The following is a 15,756-nucleotide window of genomic DNA, read 5'->3' as shown; positions in this document are numbered from 1 at the left end:
AAGAAAAAGCCCGCTACTAGCGGGCTTTTTTGTGCCTGCTCGCAAGGGCTCTGATTGCGCTATAAGTAACTGAGTTAATCAGAGGCGCGATATGGACGAAAAACGCAATCCCCATGAGCTGATACACGACGAGCTGCCAAAGGAGCACGAGGATCCTCTGGTCCGCATTCTGCATGTGGCAATCAGAAGTTCGGTGCGAGTGCTGGCAATCCTGATGGCGCTGGTCATCTTGTGGGCCGTAGCGGATGTGGTGTTGGTGATGTACCAGCGCTTATCCACGCCACCGGTTTTCTTGCTGGATCACAATGACCTCTTTGATGTGTTCGGTGCCTTTATGCTGGTACTGATTGCGATCGAGATTTTCGTGAATATTCGGCTGTACCTGGGGACCAATGTCATACCGGTGCAGTTGGTGCTGGCTACGGCACTGATGGCAATTGCGCGGAAAGTGATTGTGATGGACCTGGATGATCTCGACGTCATGTACATTCTCGGCATCGGCGTCGTCACCCTGTCTCTGGGGGTGACCTATTGGCTGGTGGCGAAAAAAGAACGGCGGGAGCCGGCGAAGTAGGTAGTCTGTCTGGAATACACAAAAAAGCCCGGAAATACCGGGCTTTTTTGTGAACGGGTAGGGGATTACTAGTAAGTTACTAGAGAGTCACTTGCGAGTGTCTGCGCTTTTGTCGCGAATCGCGCGGAACTCGTTACCCTGGTACCAGTTAGGCCAGTCGCGGCTGTTGGCGAGCGCCAGGCCGAGATCCAGGCCCAGGGCCAGGTCCAGCGCGGCTCCCTCCAGGTTCCACTGGGGGTCATACTCGTCACCGGGCTTGTGATAGGCGTGGGCGGTATATTCCTCACCTTTCTTTTGTGCCCACTCGCGGCCGTGTTCGAAGCTGTCGGTGCCGGAGTCAAAATACAGCATGGGCACGCCTTTCTTGGCCAGGCTGAAGTGATCTGAGCGGTAGAAGTAACCGCGCTCCGGGTGGTCTTCCGGTGCCAGGTAACGTCCCTGTTTGGCCGCAGCGGCTTCCAGCATTTTCTCGAGCTCACTGTTGCCGTAGCCCACCACAATCACATCGCGCATGGGGCCGAGCACGCCCATGGCATCGAAGTTGATACCGGCTACGGTTTTCTCCAGAGGGACTACCGGTTTTTCCGCGTAGTATTTGGAACCCAGCAGACCGGATTCTTCGGCGGTTACCGCCACAAACACCATGGAGCGCTCGGGGGCCTGGGGCAGCTTGGCGACCTGGCGTGCCATGGCCAACAGGCCGGCAGTGCCGGTGGCGTTATCGACGGCGCCGTTAAACACGTGGTCCTGGCCTTCGGCGTTATCGTTTACACCGAGGTGATCCCAGTGCGCGGTGTAGATCACGGCTTCGTCAGGATGTTTGCTGCCGGGCACCTTGGCCACCACATTGCGGGAGTTGGAGGTGCGCACCTTGCTTTTCAGGTCAATGCTGGCTGTCAGGTTAAGCGGCTTGGGTTGGAAGCCTTTCTGCTTGGCGGCATTCATTTCCTGGGTCAGGTCCAGGCCAGCGGCGGAAAACAGTGCCTTGGCGGCATCGCCGGTAATCCAGGACTCAACCGCAACCCGGTCGGCATTCTTGTCGTCCGCCGCGAGGCTGATCTGGGCGCCGGACCAGCTGCCACTGACCACTTCCCAGGGATAACCAGCAGCGCCGGTTTCGTGGATGATGATGGCGCCTTCCGCACCCTGGCGCGCAGCTTCTTCAAACTTGTAGCTCCAGCGGCCGTAGTAGGTCATGGCGTTGCCATTGAATAGGTTCTTGTCCTGAGTGGCGTAACCGGGATCGTTCACCAGGATAACCGCGGTCTTGCCTTGCATGTTCAGGCCCGCGTAATCGTTCCAGTCGTTTTCAGGGGCGACAATACCGTAACCCACAAAAACCAGAGGGCTGTCTTTCAGCTGGCTCTCGGGGATCTGGCGCTGGGTAAACGCCACCATGTCGGTCAGCGGCTGCAGGGATTTGTCGAAGTTCTCGCCCTTGATCTCCAGCGGGGTGCTTTCGATCTGCATCTCGACCACCGGCACCTGCTGGAACCAGCTGGGCTGGCCCTGATCGTCGGTCGCACCTGGCTGCAGGCCGAGTTTCTTGAATTCGTCGGCCAGGTAATTGACCGTCAGTTCCTCACCCTCGGTGGCGGGGGCGCGGCCCTGGAATTTGTCGGAGGCCAGTACCGCGATGTGGCTGTGCAGATCTTTCGCCATCTCTGCCACTTCGGTTTGTTCCGCGTCGCTCAGGGTGGGCTTGTTGATCACCTCGGCGGTCGGCATGTCTTTTGCCACCGGCGCTTCTCGTTCACTGGTCTGCTCCACCGGAGTGGCAGTGGCAGGAGCCTGGGTGTTGCTGTCTTTACTACAGCCGCTGATGGCGGCCAGTCCGGAAAAGGCCAGCGGTAGCGCCAGTCTTCGCCAATGGGTTGGCAGGTGCATGGGGTTTCCTTTTGTTGGTTTTATATGTGTTGGTTGAGTTCAGTGCGTCAGCGCTGTGTGCGTTATTCCGCCTTATTCATCACGCTGAGGGTTTCACGGATCGGGAACAGCATGTCCCGCGCAAGCTGGCGGCAGCGTGCCGGTGACCACCCTTCAACCGGGTCTGGCAGCTGGTCGTTATCCTTGAATGGCATTTCGAGTGTGAGGGCCAGGGTGCGGAACTGATGGCCACACCAGTTGGTTCCCACCGTCATGTTGGCTTCGCCGGGTTTGTCCAGCGGGTAGCCGTGCTCGGTCTGGAAGTCCGGGCTGACTTTTTCAAACGCCTGCTTGAAGGTATTTTCCAGTGCGGCATGTTTCTCGTCGTAGCCGGGAATGCCTTCACAGGCGGCGACAAAATTGAAGGGCAGGGCTTCGTCGCCGTGAATATCGAGGAACATATCGCCGCCGGTGGCGAGCATGCGTTCCCGTACCAGGTAGACCTCCGGGCTGCGTTCCATGCTGGGCGATTGCCACTCCCGGTTCAGGTTGGCGCCAGCGGCGTTGGTGCGCAGGTGGCCTCGTACACTGCCGTCGGGGTTCATGTTCGGCACTACGTAAAACACCGTGTCTTGCAACAGGCTGAGCGCGTTGGGGTTGGATTCTTCCAGCAGGGTTTCCAGGAAGCCTTCAACAAACCACTCCGCCATGGATTCCCCGGGGTGCTGGCGGGCAATCATCCACACCTTGCGCTTGGCCATTTTCGGGTTGCCGATGGTGAGTAGGGTCATATCGCGCCCGTCCAGGGTCTGCCCCAGGGTCTCAACCGCTACCCGCTCGTCGGATTGGGCCCAGGCCAGCAGGTCCAGGTGGCGCTCCCAGGAGTAGGGCGCAAAGTACGCGAGGTAGATGCTCGGCTGATCCAGCTCAACGGTAAAATCGAGCACCTTGCCGTCATATTCGGCATCGATGCGGAACCAATTGTGGCGGTCGTAGGAAGCGCAAACCCGATAGTTTTCCCAGCCTTCCGGATAGGCGGCTTTGCCAGCGTTGGCAATTCGCAGCGGATAGGATTTGCCTACTTCACCTTCGAGGCGAAAGTGGAACCACTGGTAAAAGTCCGACTGGTTGTCGATTCGGATGGCCAGTTCGATTGGGCTGCTGTTTTTATTGATGACTTTGATGTTGCCGCTGTCAAAGGCGCTGCTGATGTGCATGCGTGAGCTCCACAGTAATCTTGGGCGGAAGTGGTTGAGAAAGTGGTTAACGTTGAAAACAGTGACGTTTGTTCTGGCTTTAGGATACAGCTTCGAGTCAAAAAAACAGGATAGTCCACGACAGCTTGAAGGAAATCACTGCTGGTTGCGATTTTATGAGAACAAAATTTTGACGCTGTGGGTTGCGAGAAGATTGGTGGCGCTGTATTTACCGGTGTGTTTATCCGGCAGGGTGACAGCCAGAAAAAACAGGAAATAACCTGTCGGAAATTAAAAAGGCGCGACGCTCTTGCGAACGCCGCGCCTCTGCCATTCCATGGCGGCACCTGCTGAGACTACTGCTCCCTAAAATTTCTGGCGTCTGACCAATGACGACTTCTCACTGCCCCGGTCGCTGCGCGGTGCTTACCACTACTGCACCAACAGAAACGTTTTACTGCTCCCTGACATTCCTCAGCAGGTGCTGTTTAAAGTTTAGGCAGGCATTTGCAGAGGCCGAGTCCAAAACGGAAACTTGGCGCAAAAACGTTTACCTTTTAGACAGTTTATACAGGTAGTGCCATTGCGTGCCTGGGTGCGATTGGTGGTGGCTGAATTCGCGGTTCAGTCCGCCGTGCACTCAGCGGTTCAATCAAAGTTCAGCTCGCCGTCTTTCCAGTACTTGGTACCTTTGAGGGTGGCCTGCAGTGCGATCCCGCTTTCTGTCAACTGGTAGACACGCATGCCATCTGCCACTACCTCACCGCCAACGGCGACGCCTTTGTCCTGTGCCTTGGCGGCGGCATCCGCATGGCCGCCGAAAGACCAGCCGTGTTCCACAAACCGGTTCATTACTTCGGGAGAATCGAAAACAAACAGAGCGCGGAAGTCCTTCACCCCGAGCCCGAGGCCGACACCCACTTCACCCATTTTCATATAGGTGCGTTCACCGGACTTGCCGACTGCGACCCCGTAGCCAGTGGAAGCGCTGGCAAACAACAGGTTGACGTTGACGTTGCTGAATACGGCATACCCCGGAGCGCGGGCGAGATCGCTGCGCAGGTCTGGCTTAAGGCGGTAGAGCTCGTCAAGCACCTGGCGTTCGGTCTGTTGAATATGTTGGCGCTGTTCGTCTCGCGTCTGGCCGGGAGCGGCGCAGGAGGTTATCAGCAAGGCTTGGCCCAAAATAAGAACCAGGGCACTGAAGCGCAGGAATAAAGGCATGATCGTTTCTCCGTTGGGCCCCAACTTGATTTCCTTTTGCGCAGCGCTGGATGAAAATCACCCGGGATTGCGCGGAGGTTATGGCTGGCCGGGGGCCGCTTTGCCAGATCACAGTGAGAATACCGGCGATGTTCGGCAAAGCCTGCGACCTGGTGCACAAAGATACAATTGGCGCCACTTTCGGCGCTGATGACAAATCGGGTATTCTTGCCGCCATCTATCGGAATACCTAAGGAATAAAAATCATGAAATCATCCATCAAGCGCGGTATTGCCGCTTCCTGCCTGTTGACCCTGCTGCTGAACCTGACGGCCTGTGGCTATTTCCTCTACCCCGAGCGCAAAGGGCAGTCTGGTGGCCGGGTGGATCCGGTGGTGGTGATTCTGGACGGTGCCGGCCTGTTGTTTGGTATTCTGCCCGGTGTAGTGGCCTTTGCGGTGGACTTTACCAACGGCACCATTTACCTGCCTGCCGGTGGTAGCTCAGCCATTGATCGCCACCTGACCGCGGCGGATGCACCGAAAGAAGACGGCAAACCGGTGATCGACCAGAACGGCCAGGCCTGGATTGAGCTGCCCCTGGAGGCGGTAACCGGTGAGCAGGGCTTTGACGCAAACGAGTCCGATGCGCAGAAACTGGATCAGGTCACCAGCGCCCTGGCCCGTGTTACCGGCCAGCGCGTGGCGGTCGCCGATATTCTGTGGTTGCAGGACCTGGCAGCACTGCAACAGGCCCGCACGCAAGAGCAGGCTACAGTAGCCCGCTAACACACGCGATTGTGAAGAAGCCCTGTTCTGGGCGCTCATCTCTGCTGTCTGGGCTGGCGGCGCACGCAATGCGTCTCCGCCCAGCTACTGGCGTCCCGGCCCCCGGCGGTGCCGTATTTAACGCAGTTTTTTCGTCACAATGGCTAGCGTTTGCGCCCTGTGAGGGCGCCCATCAATCCCCGCATCAGTTCTCGACCCACTTGACGCCCGAAGCTGGTGGCCATCTGGTTAAACGATTTTTCCAGTGCACTTGTTGACGTCGCCACTTTCTTGGCGGGGCGGCTTTCCATCGCTACGGATTTTTCGGTCTGTTCCAGCTGTGCGCGGCGTTGCTGCAACTGTTCATAGGCCGATTCCCGATCCAGCTTCTGGGCATATTTCGGTTTCAGTGGTGAGGCTTTCAGCAACGCGGCCCGCTCTCGCTCGTTGAGCGGTGACAGCCGGCTGGCCGGTGGGTGGATTAGCACTCGCGCTACCGGTGACGGCACGCCGTTGTCGTCCAGGCAGGATACCAGCGCTTCACCGACGCCTAACTCACCGATGACTTTCGCGGTATCCATATGCGGGTTGGTGCGAAAGCTGTTGGCGGCGGCCTTGACTGCGCGCTGTTCGTTGGGGGTGTAGGCGCGCAGGGCGTGCTGTATCCGGTTGCCGAGCTGGGCGAGTATGTCCTCGGGAATATCCAGAGGATTCTGGGTGATGAAAAAAATGCCCACGCCCTTGGAGCGGATGAGCTTGACGATTTGTTCCACTTCTTCGCGGAGTGTTTTCGGCAAGTCGTCAAACAGCAAATGCGCCTCGTCGAAAAATAGTACCAAACGCAGTGCGCTATCGCCGGTTTCCGGCAGGTTTTCGTAGAGCTCTGCCAGCAGCCAGAGCAGCAGAATGCTGTACACCGCGGGCTGCATATCACTGGCGTCCAGCAGGTGAATGTGATCGCTTTGGATCAGGTCGTTGAGATCCAGGGCCGGCTCTCCGAAGAGGGGGTCGGCGCCCTGGGTCTGCAGTGCCAGGAACTTGCGCTTTATCGCCCCTAGGCTGGCGGGAGAGATGGTGCCGTACTCCGGCAGCAGCGCTTTGCGGTTCAGGTCGGCGTAGTTGATCAGCGCGAGCAGGTCTTTCCAGTCGAGTAGCAGTAGTCCCTGCTGGTCGGCGATGTGAAACAGCAGCTGCATCAGTCCCTGCTGGTTTGCATTCAATTGCAGCATACGCCCGATCAATTCCGGCCCCAGCTCACTGGGTGTGGTACGCATGGGCAGGCCACCGTGGCCCCAGAGGTTGAGAGGGAAGGCCCGGTAATAGTGTTGGTCCAGACCAAAGAGTGGCAGGCGCTGCTGCACTTTGTCGCTGTCGCCGCCGGCCGCGCCGAGGCCGCTGAGGTCACCTTTGAGGTCGGTCACCATGGTGGCGATGCCCCGCTCACGCAATTGTTCAACCAGATAGCGCAGGGTCACGGTTTTTCCGGTGCCGGTGGCACCGCAAATGATGCCGTGGCGGCTGAGCATTTGCGGCAGTAACACTGCTGGTGCCGGGCTGCCTGGGGCCGGGCTGCCTGGGGCCGGGGTGTCTGGGGCCGGGGTGTTCGGGGGAAGGCTGGCTGTGGGGGCCAGCCCCAGTACTATTGGCGATTGTGCCCCCGGGGCCTGTTTGGACTGCTGGGACAGTTTGGCGTCGGGCGGCGCGGACATGGAATCTTCCTGTGGGCAGGTCTTGCCGGGTGTTCCCCCGGCGCTACCATCTAACTTTAGGTCAGCGATTCTTGGCGGGCCTGTCCCCATGCGTTGACTCAGCGGTTTTTAAACGCCTTGGGGGAGAGGCCGGTCCAGCGCCGGAAGGCTTTGCCGAAGGCGCTTTCATCGCAATAGCCCAGCGCCGCCGCGATATCCACGTTGGTTTTCTCACCTTCCCGCAACCACTGGCAGGCGTAGTGGCTGCGCACCTCATCCTGTATGGCGCGGAAACTGGCGTTTTCTTCCAGTAGCTTGCGGCCCAGGTGTCGCGGGCTGATGCACAGCTGTTCTGCTACCTGTTCCCGGCTCAGCTGTGGCTCCTGTTGCAGTAAATGCGCCACCCGCAGCTGCAGGCTCTTGCTGGTGAGTGCCTTGAGGAGCGCGTCGGCTTCCGGCTTCAGTCTTGCCATCACCTGTCGGTCGGCGGCGACCAGGGGGATTTCCAGGTCCTGCGGACGCAGGCGGATACCGGATGCTTCCGCGTTGAACTGTACCGGCGCCTGTAATAATTGCTGGTACTGCTGTTGTACCGCCAGTGAGGGGGTGGGGTAGGCGAACTGTACGCTCTGGGGGTTGAATTCGCGGCCGGTCATGGCGCGGGCCTGGGCCAGACAGATCGACAGCACGGTTTCCACCCGCAAACGTGCGCAGCGCAGATAGTTGGGTCGGTAACAGAGTTCTACATAAAAGCTGCCGCGGCGCATTTCAAACTGGCCACCTTCTCCCAGTAACGGGTGGTAGATCAGCAATTGTTCGAGGGCTGCACCGAGGTTTTTCTGGGTCATCAGCAGGTAACCCACCAGTCCCATCTGGCTGCCCTGCATGGCCTGGCCGAGGCGAATGCCGAGTAGGGGGTCCGGGTGTGCCTCCTGTACCGCCAGCCAGATTTCCTCCTGTACCTGCATGGGCACCCGCTGTTCCTCGTTAATGGAGGTCAGGAGCTGCTTGGCCTCAGGTGGGAGTGTGAGCTGCAGGCGCTCGAGAGCGCTTATAATTGCCCGGGTATAGCTTAAAGTGACGCTTCTGCTGTCGGCTTTGTTCAAAATCGCTGTCCGAAATTAACCAGATACTGCCCGATTATGACGACGGTGCTTTCTGTTGTCACGTTATATTGAACGCCAACGTGAATTGGCAAGTGAGTCACGGGATTTTAATCCGGGAGCGCCGTGTGATTGACCGCGGCCGGCGATTAACGTCACTGTTGCTCAACCGGCAGACTCGAACTGGGAGAAGAATAATGAAACCCTTCGCCGTTATCGGTGCCGGCCCCATGGGGCTGTGCAGTGTGCGCAATCTGAGCAAGCACGGAATCCCTTGCGTGGGCTTTGAGATCCACAGCGACGTGGGCGGCCTGTGGGATATCGACAGCCCCACCAGCACCATGTACGAATCCGCGCATCTGATCTCGTCCAAAAAAATGACCGAGTTTGCCGAATTCCCCATGGCAGACGAGGTGGCACTTTTCCCCCATCACAGTGAGCTGAAAGCATACTTTCAGGCCTACGCGCAGAAGTTCGACCTCTACCGCCACTACGAGTTTGGCACCGAGGTGCTGCACTGTGAGCGGTCAGGAGATGACTGGCAGATTACCACTCGCTGTAATGGAGAGGAACAGACCCGCACCTTCGGTGGCTTGCTGATCGCCAACGGGACTTTGCACCATCCGAATATGCCGAAACTGCCGGGTGATTTTGCCGGCGAGCTGCTGCACTCATCCGACTACCGCGATCCGGCCATCTTTGACGGTAAAAGGGTGTTGTTGGTGGGCTGTGGCAACAGTGGTGCGGATATCGCCGTCGATGCGGCACACCGTGCGGCCAGCGTGGATATCAGCTTGCGCCGGGGCTATTACTTCCTGCCAAAGTTTATCGGCGGCAAGGCAACCGATGCTGTGGGCGGCAAGGTCAAGCTGCCGCGCTTTATCCAGCAGCGTATCAGTGCGGCCCTGTCGAAGTTCATGCTCGGGACACCGGAGCAGTACGGCCTGCCCAAGCCGGATTACAAGATGTTTGAATCCCATCCGGTGATTAACTCCCTGATCCTGCACCATATCGGTCATGGGGATATCAAGGCGCGGAAGGATATTTCGGAAGTCGACGGCCATAGGGTGACCTTCACCGATGGCAGCAGCGGTGAGTACGACCTGATTCTGATGGCGACCGGTTACAAGCTGCACTACCCGTTTATTGATCGCGACCAGTTGAACTGGGACGAATTTGCGCCGCGCCTGTACCTGAACGTCTTCCACCCGGAATACGACAATCTTTTCCTGATGGGCATGGTGGAGGCTGCAGGTCTCGGATGGGAAGGGCGCAACCGTCAGGCGGAAATGGTGGCCCTGTACATCAAGCAATTGGCGGCGGGTGCGGAATCCGCGCGCAAGCTCAAGCAGGTCAAGCGTGCCGAGGCCGGCAGCCGTGCCGACGGTGGCATGCAATACCTGAAGCTTGAGCGCATGGCGTATTACGTGCACAAGGATACCTACCTGAAGGCACTGGCTGGTCACACTCGGGACTTGCTGAAAGACTACTCGGTTGCGGATACTGAACGTTTTTCAGCCAATCCGGCCGCCGCGGCCCCTTGAGGTCGCCAGGACCATGAACGATTTAAACCCTGTAGTCTCTGCTTCTCTCAGCAGCTCCCTGGACAGTTTCCAGATGTCGCCCGCTGCCCTGATCGCCCTGAACGCAATTCTGGCTTTTATGATGTTCGGGGTATCCCTGGGGTTGCGCACCGCGGATTTCCGCCGGGTACTGAGCCGTCCGGTGGCTCCGGTCACCGGCCTGGTGGCACAGTTTCTGCTGCTGCCGGCCATCACCTGCCTGGCCACCTGGGCGCTGGATATCAGTCCTGGCCTGGCGCTGGGCATGATTCTGGTGTCCTGCTGCCCCGGGGGCACCTTTTCCAATGTGATGACCTGGATTGGCCGCGCCAATGTGGCCACATCCGTGAGCATGACCGCCATATCCAGCCTTGCCGCGGTGGTGATGACACCCTTCAACTTCGCCCTTTACGGCAGCCTCAACCCCCACACCCGTGAAGCCCTGCAGGCAATCGCCCTGCCGGCTGAAAATATGGTGCTGATGGTGGTATTGGTACTGGCGCTGCCGATGGCGCTGGGGATGTTGATTGGCGCGCGCTTTCCCCGCTTTGCCGAAGGCAGTGAACGCTACTTCCGCACCGCCTCACTGCTGGTGTTCCTGCTGTTTGTAGTGCTCTCTTTCAGCAAGCACTGGCAGACCGCGGTACAGATCGCGGGTTCGGTGCTGGTGCTGGTGATCGCGCACAATGCCCTGGCATTCCTGATTGGAGATCTCGCCAGTCGCGCCACGGGGTTGCCCCAGGGGGATCGCCGCGCCGTGACCATGGAGGTGGGGATCCAGAATTCGGGGTTGGCCCTGGCGATTCTGTTTACCTTCTATCCCGGCGCCGGTGAAATGCTGGTGATCGCCGGTTTCTGGGGCGTCTGGCACCTGGTGTCGGGGCTCTGCCTCGCGGGCTACTGGAACTTCAGCCAGCGCAAATCGATTGCGCCACTGGCCAGCCCCGCCGCAGGCGTTTCCAAATCGCAGTAGGCGAACATTCGCAGTGCCGCGGATAGTGCGGGCGCGTGCAAAATAATAAGAGCAGTAGTAATGAGCGATAAACGGGTATTGATTACCGGCGCAGCCGGTTACGTGGGGAGCCAGCTGGGGGCGTTGCTGAGCGAAGCGATGTCGGTTGTCGGCGTGGATATACAGCAGCGGGAAGTTGCCTTTCCGCTGTTTGTGATGGACATCTGTGATGCTGCGCTGGCGGAGCTGATGCGCGCCGAGCGTATTACCCATGTGGTGCACCTGGCGTCTGTCGTTTCGCCGGGACGTGACCGCGAGCGTGAATACCGCATCGATGTCGAGGGAACCCGCAACCTGCTGGAGGCCTGTGTGAGTGCGGGCGTTGAGCACCTGACCCTGACCAGCAGTGGCGCCGCCTATGGTTACCACGCCGACAATGCCCCCTGGCTCGAGGAAACTCACCTGTTGCGGGGCAACCCGGAATTCGCCTACTCCGACCACAAGCGCCTGGTCGAGGAGATGCTGGCGGAATACCGCCACAAGCATCCGCAGCTGAAGCAATTGATCTTCCGGCCCTGTTCCATTATCGGTGCAACGACCAACAGTAAAATCAGTGAGCTGTTTTCCGGGCGGGCCATTCTCGACCCCGGCGGCCACAATTCACCGTTTGTGTTCATCTGGGACCAGGATGTCATCCGGGCGATTGAGTTCGGTGTGGTACGTAGCGCGGCGGGCATTTACAACCTGGCCGGCGACGGCGCCCTGACACCGGCGCAAATCGCCCACTTGCTGGGCAAGCCCCGCCTCCGGCCACCGGTGTGGTTGCTGAAGTTATTGCTGGGTATCAGTTTCAAGTTGCGTCTTGGGAATGTGCAGCCGGCGCAGGTGATGTTCCTGCAGTATCGCCCGGTACTGTTAAACACCAGCCTCAAGGAAGACCTGGGCTACATACCGCAGAAAACGTCTGCGGAAACATTCGCCTTTTTTGCGCGGGAAGCGCTGGGTGTCGAGGTCGATATGACCCGCTGTACTCCGCTGCAGGCCGAGTTGCCACCGGTGTCCGTCGCTGATTCGGTGGGAGTGGAGGTATGAAGGTGCCATCTGAATGCCAGGCTCCCCCGGCGAATAGCGTGCGTGTATTCGTGGTCACTGGTGCCGCCGGCGGACTCGGTTGGGCGCTGGTGCAGGCGCTGGTGAAATCGCACCAGGGTGGCGGACCTATCCGCTTTGGCCTGGTGGACGTCAATGAAGAGGCGCTGGCGGCAAGGGCGAGAGAGCTGGAGGCACAGGATATTGATGCCGATGTCTTTTTTGCTGACCTCTCCTGTGAGCAGTCCATTGCTGCGCTGTGCGATCGCTTGCGGGTACTTTACCCGCGGGTGGATCTGCTGGTGAATAACGCGGGCATCACCCATCGGAGCCTGTCGACGCAGACCGACAATGCGGTCATCCGTCGTGTCATGGCAGTGGATTACCACGCGCCGGTGGAGCTGGCGCAAGGACTGATGCCACAGTTGCGCGCGGCCGGTGGTTGCGTGGTCAATATCAGCTCTATGGCGGGCTGGATGCCGGTATTGGGCCGGGCGGGTTACTGCGCCGCTAAAAGTGCACTGCACCAGTATTTTGAAACCTTTCGTGAAGAAGTCCGCGAACAGGGCGTCAGGGTATTGATGGTATACCCGAGCTTTGTGGCGACCAACATTGATAGCAACGCCCTTTCGGGGGATGGCGGCCGCGCGCAGCACGCCCAGAGCACCATCGGGCAGGTGCGCAGTGCGGCCTGGATGGCGGGGAAGATTGTGCAGGCTTTGGCGGCAGGGAAAGAGCGATTGTTTCCCCGGGATAAGAGCCTGTTGGGGGCCTATCTCTACAAACTGGCCCCGGGGCTGTTCTTGCGGCAGATGGTGAAAAACTTCCAGGTCGAGCTGGAAGAGGGTCGCAAGCTGGCCAACCAGGCCAATTGATGCGCTGACTAAATCGAGTGTGCTGCCCGCGGTCATACGGGCAGTGGCTGGTTTCCCATCGTTCTCCGCGTGCTCTTTGCGCGGAGCGCTTTCCACACAGGCAGTTCTGCTCTCTCGCCGCTGCAATTCCCCATCGCCATTCGCTGGTCAGCGAGTGGCGCCCATCGCAATTCTGCGATACTCGGCCTAAAATTCCCCTCAAATACCGGTTCGGAGAGCGCTGTGCTTTCCTGTGGCCGTTTCGATGGATTCATCGCGTCAACTGCGTCCCTGTTATGCCGTTAATCGACAGCCACTGTCATTTCGATTTCGAAGCCTTTGCTGCTGACCGCCAGCAGGTTTGGGCGCGATGCGAGGTGTTGGGTATGCAGGGAATGGTGATCCCGGGGGTCAGCATCCCCCAGTGGCGACATCTGTTTGCGCTGGTGAACACCCAGACGGGCTGGTATGGCGCAGTGGGTGTACACCCCTGGTGGGTGAAAGAACTGGCCATTGCCCCCGAGCGCCTGGCGTCTGCCATTGTTGAGCGGGTAGGGCGGGAGCGCTCGGGTGCCAATCGCTGTGTGGCGGTGGGCGAGTGCGGTCTGGATGCCAATATTGAAACACCGCTGGCAGACCAGTTGCCGGTATTTAAGGCCCAGATTGAGGCGGCCGCCGCGCTGAAGTTGCCACTGATTATTCATTGCGTGCGCGCGCACAATGAAATCATCCGGCAGTTGAAACAGTGTTACCTGCCTTGCGGTGGTGTGATCCATGCCTTTAGCGGCAGCCGGGAAATTGCCGAGGAATACTGGAAACTGGGGTTTTATCTGGGTGTGGGTGGCACCATCACCTATCCCCGTGCAGCCAAAACCCGAGCCGCGCTTGCGGCAATGCCGCTGGAGTCCCTGCTACTGGAATCCGATGCGCCAGATATGCCCCATGCGGGCCGCCAGGGGCAACGCAATAGTCCGGAATATCTGCCAGCAGTGGCAGACATACTGGCAGATTTGCGCGGTATTTCTTCAGCGGCGGTTATCGCTCAGACCGGTAACAATGCCCGGGCGCTGTTTGGCATATGAGGGTTGCCAGTGTTTCCGTTACCGGAAGTTTTGTTTTCCATCATTATTGCTGTAAGCCATTGTCTGTAAGCTATTGCCTGTGAGTCATCGCCCGTGAGTTTCCCTCCCCAACGATTTTCACCAGAGAAATTCAAATCCCAATTTCCGCTGTTTAGTCAGTCGGAAAATCGTGATCTTGTGTATCTGGATAACGCGGCGACCACACAGAAACCCGCCTGTGTCATTGAGGCGATTGCCGATTTTTATTGCCACAGTAACGCGAACACGCACCGCTCCAGTCATCGTCTCGCCCGCAAGGCCACGGCGATGGTCGAGCAGACCCGAAGCGCCGCCGCGGAATTTCTTGGCGCGCTCAGTGCACGGGAAGTGGTATTCACTCGGGGGGCAACCGAAGGCTTGAACCTGCTGGCGAACAGTCTTTGCGCTGGTTTACAGCCCGGTGATGAAATTGTGCTGACGACGGCCGAGCACCACGCGAATCTGGTGCCCTGGCAAATGATGGCGGAGCGCTACCGGCTGGAAATCCGCTACCTGCCCGACGTGCGCGGAATCCCGCAGTTCCACCGTATGGCGGAAGTGTTGAATGAGCGCACGAAAATTGTCTCGGTTACCGCGGGGTCGAATGCGCTCGGTTTTCGGGTGGACCTGGAACGAGTGCGTAATACGCTTGCCTCCAGGGACCTTGTGTGGGTATTGGACGGTGCCCAGTTGGCGGCGCACGATCGCATTGATGTGCAGGCGATCGGCTGCGATTTTTTTGTCTGTTCAGCGCACAAATTTTATGGCCCCAGTGGTATTGGGCTTTTATACGGGCGTGAGGCGTTATTGCAACAGATGCCACCCTGGCAAGGGGGCGGCGAGATGATTGCAGATGTGGATCTCTACTCCAGTCATTACGCCGATCTTCCGCACAAATTTGAAGCCGGAACCTCCTCTCTGGCAGCGATCGCTGGACTGGGCGCCTGTATGGCGTTTCTCAGCGCGCAGGATCGCACGGCCATGGCCGTTCATGAGCAGCAACTGCTGCGAGACTTACATGCAGGTTTGTCGCGGATTCCTGAAGTGAACCTGCTGAGCAGTGCGGAAAATAATCTCGGCATCGCCTCATTTACCCATCCGCGCTGTGCGGCAGTCGATCTGATGCAGTGGTTGGATGGGCGTGATATTGCGGTGCGTGTTGGGCACCACTGCGCGCAACCGCTGATGCGCGCCGCCGGTCACAGTGCGACCTTGCGGGCCTCGGTGGCCGCGTACAATAACGCGGAAGATGTCGCCAAGTTTGTTGCCGCGGTGGAAGAGTTTGTGCGGCAGCTCGACCGCGAAGACGCGAGTATCCCGGCTGCGTTGGAAGTCCAAAATCTGGCGGAACCCGGCGCGTCGGAATGGGTAGTGGATGACCTCTCGATGCTGGATCTGGAATTGCTGCGCAGCCGCCAGAACTGGCAGGACAGGTACCGCACCCTGATGGCCTGGGGCAAGCAGATCTCCGGTAAGGCCAGTATCCGCACTGACGCCAATCTGGTGCGCGGTTGTGAGTCCAGCGCCTGGCTGGTGCACCGCTGTGAGGACGATAGAAACTGGTTTGGTCTCGACAGCGACAGCCGGATCGTCAAAGGCCTGGGTGCGCTGCTGTTATTGCAGCTGAACGGGAAAAATCTCGCGGCACAAAATAGGGCGGAAGTGGAAGCGTTGTTTGTGGAGCTGGGCTTGGCACAGCAATTGAGCGAGTCCCGCAGCAATGGCTTTCGTGCGTTGCTGGAGCGCGCCTTCGCATTGATGGTTTGAGGCTGGGGACTGAGGTTTGGAAGCGACTGTCCGGC

General features: G+C 58.8%; 14 protein-coding genes. 9 read left to right on the top strand and 5 right to left on the bottom strand.

Annotated elements, in window-relative coordinates; translation table 11 throughout:
* Positions 1–91 precede the first annotated feature (91 nt).
* A complete protein-coding gene (locus M0G74_RS09415) occupies positions 92–574 on the top strand; it encodes a phosphate-starvation-inducible PsiE family protein (RefSeq protein WP_248216344.1) in 483 nt (160 codons plus the stop codon).
* A gap of 87 nt (positions 575–661) precedes the next feature.
* On the opposite strand, the gene M0G74_RS09410 is transcribed toward M0G74_RS09415, so the two are convergent.
* The 3 genes from M0G74_RS09410 to M0G74_RS09400 all read right to left on the bottom strand — a co-directional run bounded on the left by M0G74_RS09410 (position 662) and on the right by M0G74_RS09400 (position 4,860).
* Complete coding sequence (locus M0G74_RS09410; RefSeq protein WP_248216343.1) at positions 662–2,461, bottom strand: M28 family metallopeptidase; 1,800 nt, start codon at positions 2,459–2,461, stop codon at positions 662–664.
* A 62-nt stretch (positions 2,462–2,523) separates the two neighbouring features.
* Positions 2,524–3,657 carry a M14-type cytosolic carboxypeptidase gene (locus M0G74_RS09405; RefSeq protein WP_248216342.1) on the bottom strand — a complete coding sequence of 378 codons (1,134 nt, stop codon included), beginning with the start codon at positions 3,655–3,657 and terminating at the stop codon, positions 2,524–2,526.
* 627 nt (positions 3,658–4,284) lie between these two features.
* Positions 4,285–4,860, bottom strand: a complete 576-nt coding sequence (locus tag M0G74_RS09400; protein WP_248216341.1) for a hypothetical protein — start codon at positions 4,858–4,860, stop codon at positions 4,285–4,287.
* 50 nt (positions 4,861–4,910) lie between these two features.
* Here M0G74_RS09400 and M0G74_RS09395 point away from each other — a divergent pair, with 50 nt between their 5' ends.
* A complete protein-coding gene (locus M0G74_RS09395) occupies positions 4,911–5,093 on the top strand; it encodes a hypothetical protein (protein ID WP_248216340.1) in 183 nt (60 codons plus the stop codon).
* 12 nt (positions 5,094–5,105) lie between these two features.
* Positions 5,106–5,627 (top strand): hypothetical protein, encoded by a 522-nt coding sequence (locus M0G74_RS09390; protein ID WP_248216339.1) that lies wholly within the window; start codon positions 5,106–5,108, stop codon positions 5,625–5,627.
* Positions 5,628–5,770: 143 nt separating this feature from the next.
* Here the strand turns inward: M0G74_RS09390 and M0G74_RS09385 are convergent, their stop codons facing one another.
* Both M0G74_RS09385 and M0G74_RS09380 read right to left on the bottom strand, forming a co-directional pair.
* Complete coding sequence (locus tag M0G74_RS09385) at positions 5,771–7,315, bottom strand: helicase HerA-like domain-containing protein (RefSeq protein ID WP_248216338.1); 1,545 nt, start codon at positions 7,313–7,315, stop codon at positions 5,771–5,773.
* A gap of 98 nt (positions 7,316–7,413) precedes the next feature.
* A complete protein-coding gene (locus M0G74_RS09380; protein WP_160153926.1) occupies positions 7,414–8,400 on the bottom strand; it encodes an AraC family transcriptional regulator in 987 nt (328 codons plus the stop codon).
* Between the two features lie 194 nt (positions 8,401–8,594).
* Between M0G74_RS09380 and M0G74_RS09375 the strand changes: the two genes are divergently transcribed.
* The 6 genes from M0G74_RS09375 to M0G74_RS09350 all read left to right on the top strand — a co-directional run bounded on the left by M0G74_RS09375 (position 8,595) and on the right by M0G74_RS09350 (position 15,721).
* Complete coding sequence (locus M0G74_RS09375) at positions 8,595–9,941, top strand: NAD(P)-binding domain-containing protein (RefSeq protein WP_248216337.1); 1,347 nt, start codon at positions 8,595–8,597, stop codon at positions 9,939–9,941.
* A gap of 13 nt (positions 9,942–9,954) precedes the next feature.
* Entirely contained in the window at positions 9,955–10,932 is a 978-nt protein-coding gene (locus M0G74_RS09370) for a bile acid:sodium symporter family protein (protein ID WP_248216336.1), read from the top strand.
* Between the two features lie 60 nt (positions 10,933–10,992).
* Positions 10,993–12,003 carry an SDR family oxidoreductase gene (locus M0G74_RS09365; RefSeq protein WP_248216335.1) on the top strand — a complete coding sequence of 337 codons (1,011 nt, stop codon included), beginning with the start codon at positions 10,993–10,995 and terminating at the stop codon, positions 12,001–12,003.
* Complete coding sequence (locus tag M0G74_RS09360) at positions 12,000–12,875, top strand: SDR family NAD(P)-dependent oxidoreductase (protein ID WP_248216334.1); 876 nt, start codon at positions 12,000–12,002, stop codon at positions 12,873–12,875. Before M0G74_RS09365 ends, M0G74_RS09360 begins: the two co-directional genes overlap by 4 nt.
* A 275-nt stretch (positions 12,876–13,150) precedes the next feature.
* Positions 13,151–13,936: a TatD family hydrolase gene (locus M0G74_RS09355; protein WP_248216333.1), complete on the top strand. Its 786-nt coding sequence runs from the start codon at positions 13,151–13,153 to the stop codon at positions 13,934–13,936.
* Between the two features lie 177 nt (positions 13,937–14,113).
* Positions 14,114–15,721, top strand: coding sequence for an aminotransferase class V-fold PLP-dependent enzyme (locus tag M0G74_RS09350; protein WP_248216332.1), 1,608 nt, complete (start codon positions 14,114–14,116; stop codon positions 15,719–15,721).
* Positions 15,722–15,756: the final 35 nt, after the last annotated feature.

The organism is Microbulbifer sp. CAU 1566 (assembly GCF_023156515.1).
In the GTDB taxonomy this organism is placed as follows: domain Bacteria; phylum Pseudomonadota; class Gammaproteobacteria; order Pseudomonadales; family Cellvibrionaceae; genus Microbulbifer.
This window is presented reverse-complemented; position numbering and strand designations above follow the sequence as displayed.

Excerpts from the sequence above, each read along its gene's own strand:
- M0G74_RS09410 (WP_248216343.1), bottom strand. The coding sequence starts at position 2,461 with ATGCACCTGCCAACCCATTGGCGAAGACTGGCGCTACCGCTGGCCTTT.
- M0G74_RS09400 (WP_248216341.1), bottom strand. The coding sequence starts at position 4,860 with ATGCCTTTATTCCTGCGCTTCAGTGCCCTGGTTCTTATTTTGGGCCAA.
- M0G74_RS09375 (WP_248216337.1), top strand. The coding sequence starts at position 8,595 with ATGAAACCCTTCGCCGTTATCGGTGCCGGCCCCATGGGGCTGTGCAGT.
- M0G74_RS09385 (WP_248216338.1), bottom strand. The coding sequence starts at position 7,315 with ATGTCCGCGCCGCCCGACGCCAAACTGTCCCAGCAGTCCAAACAGGCC.
- M0G74_RS09355 (WP_248216333.1), top strand. The coding sequence starts at position 13,151 with ATGCCGTTAATCGACAGCCACTGTCATTTCGATTTCGAAGCCTTTGCT.
- M0G74_RS09390 (WP_248216339.1), top strand. The coding sequence starts at position 5,106 with ATGAAATCATCCATCAAGCGCGGTATTGCCGCTTCCTGCCTGTTGACC.
- M0G74_RS09415 (WP_248216344.1), top strand. The coding sequence starts at position 92 with ATGGACGAAAAACGCAATCCCCATGAGCTGATACACGACGAGCTGCCA.
- M0G74_RS09365 (WP_248216335.1), top strand. The coding sequence starts at position 10,993 with ATGAGCGATAAACGGGTATTGATTACCGGCGCAGCCGGTTACGTGGGG.
- M0G74_RS09370 (WP_248216336.1), top strand. The coding sequence starts at position 9,955 with ATGAACGATTTAAACCCTGTAGTCTCTGCTTCTCTCAGCAGCTCCCTG.
- M0G74_RS09405 (WP_248216342.1), bottom strand. The coding sequence starts at position 3,657 with ATGCACATCAGCAGCGCCTTTGACAGCGGCAACATCAAAGTCATCAAT.
- M0G74_RS09360 (WP_248216334.1), top strand. The coding sequence starts at position 12,000 with ATGAAGGTGCCATCTGAATGCCAGGCTCCCCCGGCGAATAGCGTGCGT.
- M0G74_RS09395 (WP_248216340.1), top strand. The coding sequence starts at position 4,911 with ATGAAAATCACCCGGGATTGCGCGGAGGTTATGGCTGGCCGGGGGCCG.